Genomic DNA, 8,351 nt, shown 5'->3' with positions numbered 1-8,351 from the left:
GGTGATCAAGGAAGTTGCAACTTCCTTGATCACCGTGGGGATGGGCGGGGTGCGCGCGGGCGAGCACCTGCCTAGCGTGAGGGCGTGACGGACCTCTCCCTGCCCCCCGACAGCACCACGCCCGCCGCCCGGGCCCGCATCAGCCTGTGGGGCGGTGCCCCGTGGGCCGACCCCGGCCGGCGCGAGGAGGCCCGCGAGGCCGCCCGCGAGGTCGAGGCGTTCGGGTACTCCCGCATCTGGCTCTCGGGCGGTTTCGACCCCGGCCTGCACCCGGTGTTCGGCGAGCTGCTGGACGCCACCGAGGAGATCGGGGTGGCCAGCGGCATCGTCAGCGTCTACGCCGCCACGCCCGAGCAGACGCGGGAGGGCTTCGCCGAGCTGGAGCGCCGCCACCCCGGCCGGTTCCTGCTGGGCCTGGGCAACAGCCACGCCGCGATCGTCGAGCGCTCCGGCGAGGACTACTCGAAGCCGTACTCGCGCACCGTCGAGCACCTCGACGCCCTGGACGCGTCCGGCGCGGTGCCGCGCGAGCGCCGGGCGCTGGCCGCGCTGGGCCCGCGGATGCTGCGCCTGGCGCGCGACCGCTCCCTGGGCGCCCACCCGTACTTCACGACCCCCGCGCACACCACGTACGCGCGCGAGGTCCTCGGCGACGGCGTGCTGCTGGCGCCCGAGGTCGCGGTCGTCCTCGAGGAGGACCCGGCGGAGGCGCGCGCGATCGCCCGCCGCTACGCCACCGGGTACCTGGCGCTGCCGAACTACACGAACAACCTGCGCCGCTTCGGCTACGGCGACGAGGACTTCGCCGACGGCGGCAGCGACCGCCTGGTCGACGAGCTGATCCCGTGGGGCGCTACCGCCACGGTGGTGGCGGGCATCGCCCGGCACGTCGACGCGGGGGCCGACGAGGTCGCCGTGCAGGTGCTCACCGCCTCCGGCGACGAGTTCCCGCTGCGGCAGTGGCGGGAGCTGGCGCAGGCGCTCATCGGCTGACCGGCCGGGCCGCCGCCCGCGGTCAGTCGTGGGTGGCGGTCTCGTGGCCGCCGTGCCCGGCGGGTTCCAGCTGGAACGTGGCGTGCTCGACGGCCACGGGGAAGTGCTCGGCCACGCAGGCCTGCAGCTGGTCGAGGATCTCCGGGGCGTGCCCGTCGTGGAAGCAGGTGTCGTCGAGCACGACGTGCGCGGACAGCACCGGCAGCCCGGAGGTGATCTGGCTGGCGTGCAGGTCGTGCACCTCCTGCACGTGCGGCAGCTCCAGCAGGTGCCGGCGCACGTCGTCCAGGTCCAGGCCGGGGGGCACCGCCTCCAGCAGCACACCGGTGGTCTCGCGCAGCAACCTCAGCGTGCGCGGGACGATGAGCAGGCCGATGAGGATGGAGACCACCGCGTCGGCGCGCGTCCACCCGGTGAGGGCGACGACTGCGGCGGCGACGAGGACGGCCACCGAGCCCAGGGCGTCGTTGACGACCTCCAGCACGGCCGCGCGCACGTTGACGTTCCCGGCGCCGCTGCCGCGCAGCAGCAGGGCCAGCGCCGCGAGGTTGCCCAGCAGGCCGAGCGCGCCGAAGACGAGCATCGCGCCGGAGGACACCTGCTGCGGTTCCACCAGCCGCCGCACGCCCTCGACGAGGACGTACGCACCGACCGCGAGCAGCGCCGCGGCCTGCAGCGTCGCCGCGAGCACCTCCGCGCGCCGGTAGCCCCAGGTCCGCCGCGGCGTGGCGGGTCGGGCGGCCAGGCTCGCGGCGATGAGGGCGATGACGAGGCCGGCGACGTCGGTGAGGACGTGCCCGGCGTCGGCGAGCAGGGCCAGGCTGCCGGACACCCACGCGCCGACGGCCTCGGCCACCAGGACCGCGCTGGTGATGGCCAGGGCGCCGGCCAGCCGCCGGCGGTCCTGCCCGGGCCCCCCGTGGCCGTGGCCGTGGCCGTGGCCGTGGCCGTGGCCGTGCGCAGGGCTCACGGCGCCACCCCGCCGGTGCTGCCGCACAGCGGCTCCTCGACGGCGAGCACGATGCCGACGAGGTCGTCGAGGGCGTGGCGCAGCCGCGCGTCGGCCAGCTCGTAGCGGACCCGGCGCCCCTCCGGCTCGGTGACGACCAGCCCGCACCCGCGCAGGCACGCCAGGTGGTTGGACAGGCTCTGCCGGGACACCCCCAGGGCCTGCGCGAGCTCCGCCGGGTAGCCGGGGCCCTCGCGCAGCGCCAGCAGCAGCCGCGCCCGGGTCGGGTCGGACAGCGCGTGGCCGAAGCGGGCCAGGACGTCGCCGGGGGTGCTGATCACCCCCAGAAGGTACACGCTCGGATGTACTGACGTCAGGGGTGGCGGCCCTCGCGCCTCGGCCCCGCTCAGCCCAGCCGGTCCGCCTGCTCGTCCAGCTCCGGCGGGGACAGCGCGGGCCGGCCGCCGAGCCGCTGCACCGTCGAACCGGCGGCGGCCGTGGCCCACCGGGCCGCGCGCTCGACCTCCTCGCCGCGCAGCAGCGCCACCGCCAGCGCGGCGGTGAAGGAGTCCCCGCCCCCGGTGGGGTCCACGACGTCCACGTCGGTGAGCGGGACGAGCTCGCCGCCCCCCTGCCAGGCGACCGCGTTGCCCGCCGAGCCCGCCTCCAGGACGACGAGCCGCGGCCCGCGCGCCACCAGCTCGTGCGCCGCCTCGAGCACCGCGTCCGCCCCGTCGAGCCCACGGCCCAGCAGCAGCTCGGCCTCCCGGGCGTCGGCGCGCAGGACGGTCGCCGTGGAGAGCACCTCCTCCTGCAGCCCGGGCTCCTGCACCGCCCCGTCGACCACGACGAACCTGCCGGCGTCGCGGGCGATCCGCAGGGCCGCCGACACGGCCTCGGCGGGCTGCTGCAGCTGCACCAGGACGGCGGCGGCGCGCCGCAGCAGGCTGGAGGCGGCCTGGACGTCCGCCCCGGTCAGCAGCACCTCGGCGGCCACGTGCTCCAGCAGCCTGCGCTGCCCGCCGGCGACGACGTCGACGAGCAGGGCCGTGGCGGCGCCCTCGCGACGTGCGACCGCCCGGACGTCGAGCCCGTCGCGGCGCGCCTGCGCCAGCACCTCCTCACCGGCGACGTCGTCGCCGACGACCCCCACCACGGCGGCGCTCATGCCCAGCTGCGCGACGGCCACCGCCTGGTTGGCGCCCTTGCCGCCGAGCGACTCCCGGCGCTCGCGCACCGCGGCGGAGGCTCCCGCACCCGGTACGTCGTCCACGGCGAGCACGAGGTCCCGCGCCACCTGCCCCACGACGACCACGACGCCCTCGACGATCCCGGTGGTGGCGCGCTGCGGGGTCACCGCCGCAGCGTCGCAGCGCCCGCCGCCGTCCGCACGCCGTGGCCCGCGCACCCCGCCCGGGGACCCGCTCCGGGCGGACGGGTCAGCCGGTGCCGTCCTCGCGCGGGACCTGCCGGCACAGGCAGAACGGGTGTCCGCTCGGGTCGGCGTACACGCGGAACCCGAGGTGGTCGCGGCCGGCGTCCAGCACGGTGGCCCCCAGGGCCAGGGCGCGCGCCTCCGGTTCGGCGTAGTCGTCGACGTCCAGGTCGAGGTGCAGCTGCTGGTGCACCCCGCCGGCCGGCCACGTGGGGCGTGGCAGCTCCTCGGCCCGCTGGAACCCCAGCGCCGTGCCGCCGTCGCCGCGCACGGTGACCCAGTCGTCGGAGGTGTCGTCGGGGTCCAGCCGCCACCCCAGCAGCTCGGCGTAGAAGGCCGCCAGCCCGCGCGGGTCCGGGGTGTCCAGCACCACCATGCCCAGCCGCACGGGTGGCCGGCCGCCGGCGCCTCCCGGCACCGCGTCCCCGGACACGCTCACTCCCCCTCGGCCAGCACGAACGGGTGCACCTGCGCCGCACCCGCCCGGCGCAGCTCCCGGGCGGCGACGGTCAGCGTCCAGCCCGTGCGGGTGCGGTCGTCGACCAGCAGGACCGTGCGCCCCTCGAGCGCCGCGTCCGCCGGCAGCCGGAACCGGCCGGTGACCTGCGCCAGCCGGTGCGCGGAGTTGACGTCGCTGCGGGTGGGGCCGGCTTCCGGGTGCAGCTCGAACGTCGCGAGCAGGGGCAACCCCGTGTAGCGGGCCAGGCCCTCGGCCAGGTGCGCCACCAGGCGCGGCCGCGACGCCGAGCACATCGCCACGACCCCCTCCAGCCCCAGTCCGCGCGCCCAGTCGTCCAGCACGGCGGCGGCTGCGCGGCGCAGCGGCACCGGCGTCTCCTGGTCCGGCGAGGAGGCGGCGAACAGCTCGCGCACGGCACCGCCCCACCCCAGGTCGGTGGTGCGCGCCACCGCACGCCCCTCGCCGGGTCGTTCCGCGGGGGCGATCTTCCCCGACAGCGGCACGCCGAGGGTGGCCATGCCGCTGGGCCACTGCTTCTTGGGCTCCAGCGGCACGCCGGGCCGGGTCAGGTCCGTGCCGGCCCGCTGGACGGCGGCCTCGTCGACGTCGCGGGGGACGTCGAACCCGCCGCAGTTGTCGCAGCGCCCGCAGGGGGCGGCCTCCAGGTCGTCCAGGGCACGGCGCAGGAACTCCAGCCGGCACCCGTCGGTGGCCTGGTAGTCGAGCATCGCCCGCTGCTCCACCTCGCGCGCCTGCGCGACGCGCTCGTAGCGCTCGGCGTCGTAGCTCCACGGCCGGCCGGTCGACTCCCAGCCGCCCCGCACGCGGCGCACCGCGCCGTCCACGTCGAGGACCTTCAGCATCATCTCCAGGCGGTTGCGGCGCAGCGCCACGCGCGCCTCCAGCGCCTGGGTGGACACGGTCCCGCCGGCCTCGGCGAGCGCGTCCAGCGCCCGGCGCACGTCCTCCTCGCCGGGGAAGCCGATCGAGGCGAAGTACCGCCACACGTCGCGGTCCTCGGCCCCCGGCAGCAGGACCACCTCGGCGCTGTCGATGCCGCGCCCGGCGCGGCCGACCTGCTGGTAGTAGGCGATGGGCGAGGACGGCGCCCCCAGGTGCACGACGAAGCCCAGGTCGGGCTTGTCGAAGCCCATGCCCAGCGCGCTGGTCGCCACGAGCACCTTGATCCGGTCGTGCACGAGGTCGTCCTCGGCCTGCAGCCGCTCCGCCGGGTCGGTCTGCCCGGTGTAGGCGACCGCCTCCACGTCGTGAGCGCGCAGGTGGGCGGCGACGTCGGCGGCCGCGGAGACGGTGAGCACGTAGACGATGCCCGAGCCGGGCAGCTGCGGCAGGTGCTGCACCAGCCACGCCAGGCGGTGCGCGTGGTCGGGCAGGCGCAGCACCGCCAGCCGCAGCGACTCCCGGTCCAGCGACCCGCGCAGGACGAGGACGTCCTCCAGCGTCCGGGTGCCCGTCACCGACAGCTGCTCGGCGACGTCGGCGGTGACGCGCTCGTTGGCGGTGGCCGTGGTCGCCAGGACGGGGATGCCCGCCGGCAGGTCCGCCAGCAGCGTGCGGATGCGCCGGTAGTCGGGCCGGAAGTCGTGGCCCCAGTCCGAGACGCAGTGCGCCTCGTCCACCACGAGCAGCCCGGTGGTGGCGGCCAGCGGCGGGAGGACCTCGTCGCGGAAGCCGGGGTTGTTCAGCCGCTCGGGGGAGACCAGCAGGACGTCCACGGCGCCGGCGCGCACGTCCTCGTAGACGCGGCCCCACTCCTCGCCGTTGGTGGAGTTCACCGTCACGGCCCGCACGCCGGCCCGCTCGGCCGCGGCGATCTGGTTGCGCATCAGGGCCAGCAGCGGGGAGACGATCACGGTCGGCCCCGCCCCGCGGGCCCGCAGCAGCGCGGTGGCCACGAAGTACACCGCCGACTTGCCCCAGCCGGTGCGCTGCACCACCAGCGCGCGGCGGCGGTCGGCGACGAGCGCCTCGATCGCCGTCCACTGGTCCTCGCGCAGCTGCGCGGCGGGGTCGCCGACGAGGCGGCGCAGGACCTCCTCCGCCTCCGCGCGCAGCGCACCCGCGGGTGCGGCGGTGTCGGGGACGGCGTGGGACGGCGCTGGGGCTGGCACGCGCAGGATGCTGTCAGCCCCCTCCGACACGCGGCGGCGAGGGGCCGGGCGGGACCTGCGCCACGCGCCGCGGGGGAGCCTGAGAGGCTGTGGACATGCGCGTCGACCACGTCGGCTACGCCGCCGGTCCCGAAGGCCTGCAGGCCACCGCCCGGCGGTTGGCCTCCCTGCTGGGCGTGCGCGTCGTCGACGGCGGCCCGCACCCGCGCTTCGGCACCCGCAACGTCGTCCTGCCGCTGTCGGAGGGCGTCTACGTCGAGGTGGTCGAGGTCCTGGACCACCCGGTCGCCGAGAAGGCCGTCTTCGGCCAGGCCGTGCGCAGCCGCTCCGAGGCCGGCGGCGGGTGGTTCACCTGGGCCGTCACCGTGGAGGACCTGGCGGCCCACGAGCGGCGTCTCGGCGAGGCGGCGGAGGAGGGCGTTCGGCGCCGTCCCGACGGGGTGGAGCTGCGCTGGCGCCAGATCGGCGCCCCCGGCCTGCGCGAGGACCCCCAGCTGCCGCTGCTCATCGAGTGGGCGGGACCGCGCACGCAGCACCCCTCCGCGATCGCCCTGGCGGGCGGGACGCGCCTGGCGGGTCTGACGATCGCCGGGGACCCCTCCCGCGTGCGCAGCTGGATGGGGCTGCCCGGGAGCTTCGTCCCCGAGGGGGTCGGCTTCACCTGGCTCGACGCGGACTCCGAGGGGCAGCCCGGGCTGCGCGCGGTGACGTTCGAGACGTCCCGCGGCGTCGTGCAGGTCTGAACGCGGTGCTCGAGTCGATGTCCGGCTGGGCGCCGTCCCTGACGGCCTCCGCCGTCGCGCTGCTCGTCGTGGACCTGATCGTCCGGCTCACCGCGATCGCCGTCGTGCCGGTCAACCGACGGCCCAGTTCGGCGCTCGCGTGGCTCCTGGCCATCTTCTTCATCCCGTACCTGGGAGTCCTCGCCTTCCTCCTGATCGGCAACCCCAAGCTGCCCCGGGCGCGGCGGCGCAAGCAGCGCGAGATCAACCAGCTCATCCTGGACTCCACGAGCGGCATGGACCTCGTCCGCGCGGAGCACCCGTGGCCGCCGTGGCTGGGGGGCATCGTGGAGCTGAACCGCAACCTGGGCTCCATGCCGCTGGTCGGCGGCAACAGCGCCGAGCTGTTCGGGCAGTACGAGGAGGCCATCCGCGCGATGGCCCGTTCCATCGACACCGCCACCCGCTCCGTGCACGTCGAGTTCTACATCATGACCCTGGACCCGACGAGCGCCCCGTTCTTCGAGGCCCTGCGCCGGGCGGCGCTGCGGGGCGTGCGCGTGCGCGTGCTCCTCGACCACCTCGGGGCCATCCGCTACCCCGGGTACCGCCGGACCACGCGCTTCCTGGAGGACGCGGGCATCGAGTGGCACCCGATGCTGCCGGTGCAGCTGCACAAGCTGAAGTACCAGCGACCGGACCTGCGCAACCACCGCAAGCTCCTGGTCGTGGACGGCGACGTGGCCTGGGTCGGGTCGCAGAACGTCCTGGACCGCAGCTACAACAAGCGGGGCAACATCCGCAGGGGTCTGCAGTGGCAGGACCTCATGGTGCGCCTGGAGGGACCGGTCGTCTCCGGGGTCGATGCGATCTTCACCACGGACTGGTACTCGGAGACCGACGAGCTGCTGGAGACGGAGCGGCCCGTGGTCTCCCCGGAGAAGTCGCCCGGCGCGCTGGAGTGCCAGGTGGTCCCCAGCGGTCCGGGCTTCGAGGGGGAGAACAACCTCAAGCTCTTCAACGCGCTGCTCTACTCGGCGCAGCGGCGCATCTCCATCACGAGCCCCTACTTCGTGCCCGACGAGTCCATGCTCAACGCGATCACCACCGCCGCGGAGCGGGGGGTGGACGTGGAGCTGTTCGTCTCCGAGCACGGGGACCAGGCGTTGGTGCACTACGCGGAGTGCTCCTACTACGAGGACCTGCTGCGCGCCGGCGTGCGCATCCACCGCTACCCGGCGCCGTACGTCCTGCACGCCAAGCACATGACCGTCGACGAGGAGGTCGCGGTGATCGGGTCCTCCAACATGGACATGCGCTCCTTCCTCCTCGACCTGGAGCTGACGCTCATGGTGTGCGGGCGGGACTTCGTGTCCGACCTGCGTCGCGTCGAGGACGGCTACCGGGAACGCTGCACCGAGCTCACGCTGGAGCAGTGGATGGCCCGCGGCCGGCGGCACGTGATCAAGGAGAACCTGGCGCGGCTGACCTCGGCGCTGCAGTGATCACCGGGCCGCCCCGGTCGTGCCACCCGCGATTTGACCGGGTGGTGGGGTGCAGTTAACGTAGTGGACACACCGCGCGGCGGGGAGGAACGGACGGGTCACCGGCCGGTCCCTTGCTGGTGGGTGTCAGGGTGTTGGTCCCCTCTTCCATGATT

At 75.4% G+C, this 8,351-nt stretch carries 8 protein-coding genes; 3 read left to right on the top strand and 5 right to left on the bottom strand.

The window, feature by feature from the left end:
* Positions 1-84 precede the first annotated feature (84 nt).
* Positions 85-993 carry a TIGR03620 family F420-dependent LLM class oxidoreductase gene (locus tag ACRYM0_RS19525; RefSeq protein ID WP_432507514.1) on the top strand — a complete coding sequence of 303 codons (909 nt, stop codon included), beginning with the start codon at positions 85-87 and terminating at the stop codon, positions 991-993.
* Positions 994-1,015: 22 nt separating this feature from the next.
* On the opposite strand, the gene ACRYM0_RS19520 is transcribed toward ACRYM0_RS19525, so the two are convergent.
* The 5 genes from ACRYM0_RS19520 to ACRYM0_RS19500 form a co-directional block, all read right to left on the bottom strand.
* Positions 1,016-1,963, bottom strand: a complete 948-nt coding sequence (locus ACRYM0_RS19520) for a cation diffusion facilitator family transporter (protein WP_432507513.1) — start codon at positions 1,961-1,963, stop codon at positions 1,016-1,018.
* The gene (locus tag ACRYM0_RS19515; protein WP_432507512.1) at positions 1,960-2,283 is read right to left on the bottom strand and encodes an ArsR/SmtB family transcription factor; all 324 of its coding nucleotides are present in this window, start codon (positions 2,281-2,283) and stop codon (positions 1,960-1,962) included. The genes ACRYM0_RS19520 and ACRYM0_RS19515 overlap by 4 nt, the downstream gene beginning before the upstream one ends.
* Positions 2,284-2,348: 65 nt before the next feature.
* Positions 2,349-3,299, bottom strand: coding sequence for a PfkB family carbohydrate kinase (locus ACRYM0_RS19510; RefSeq protein WP_432507511.1), 951 nt, complete (start codon positions 3,297-3,299; stop codon positions 2,349-2,351).
* 82 nt (positions 3,300-3,381) lie between these two features.
* On the bottom strand, positions 3,382-3,753 hold the full coding sequence (locus ACRYM0_RS19505; protein ID WP_432507516.1) for a VOC family protein: 372 nt from the start codon (positions 3,751-3,753) through the stop codon (positions 3,382-3,384).
* Between the two features lie 59 nt (positions 3,754-3,812).
* A complete protein-coding gene (locus ACRYM0_RS19500; RefSeq protein WP_432507510.1) occupies positions 3,813-5,969 on the bottom strand; it encodes a RecQ family ATP-dependent DNA helicase in 2,157 nt (718 codons plus the stop codon).
* A gap of 95 nt (positions 5,970-6,064) precedes the next feature.
* Between ACRYM0_RS19500 and ACRYM0_RS19495 the strand changes: the two genes are divergently transcribed.
* Both ACRYM0_RS19495 and cls read left to right on the top strand, forming a co-directional pair.
* Positions 6,065-6,712 carry a VOC family protein gene (locus tag ACRYM0_RS19495; protein ID WP_432507509.1) on the top strand — a complete coding sequence of 216 codons (648 nt, stop codon included), beginning with the start codon at positions 6,065-6,067 and terminating at the stop codon, positions 6,710-6,712.
* A gap of 17 nt (positions 6,713-6,729) precedes the next feature.
* Positions 6,730-8,196 carry a cardiolipin synthase gene (gene cls, locus ACRYM0_RS19490; RefSeq protein ID WP_432507515.1) on the top strand — a complete coding sequence of 489 codons (1,467 nt, stop codon included), beginning with the start codon at positions 6,730-6,732 and terminating at the stop codon, positions 8,194-8,196.
* Positions 8,197-8,351: the final 155 nt, after the last annotated feature.

The sequence above is a fragment of the Kineococcus arenarius subsp. arenarius genome, assembly GCF_050871845.1.
GTDB lineage: Bacteria > Actinomycetota > Actinomycetes > Actinomycetales > Kineococcaceae > Kineococcus.
Note: the sequence above shows the minus strand (reverse complement) of the source record. Positions and strands in the feature narration are given on the sequence as shown.

Bases quoted from the DNA above. Each gene is read 5' to 3' on its own strand.
- ACRYM0_RS19505 (WP_432507516.1), bottom strand. From the start codon at position 3,753: ATGGTGGTGCTGGACACCCCGGACCCGCGCGGGCTGGCGGCCTTCTAC.
- ACRYM0_RS19495 (WP_432507509.1), top strand. From the start codon at position 6,065: ATGCGCGTCGACCACGTCGGCTACGCCGCCGGTCCCGAAGGCCTGCAG.
- cls (WP_432507515.1), top strand. From the start codon at position 6,730: ATGTCCGGCTGGGCGCCGTCCCTGACGGCCTCCGCCGTCGCGCTGCTC.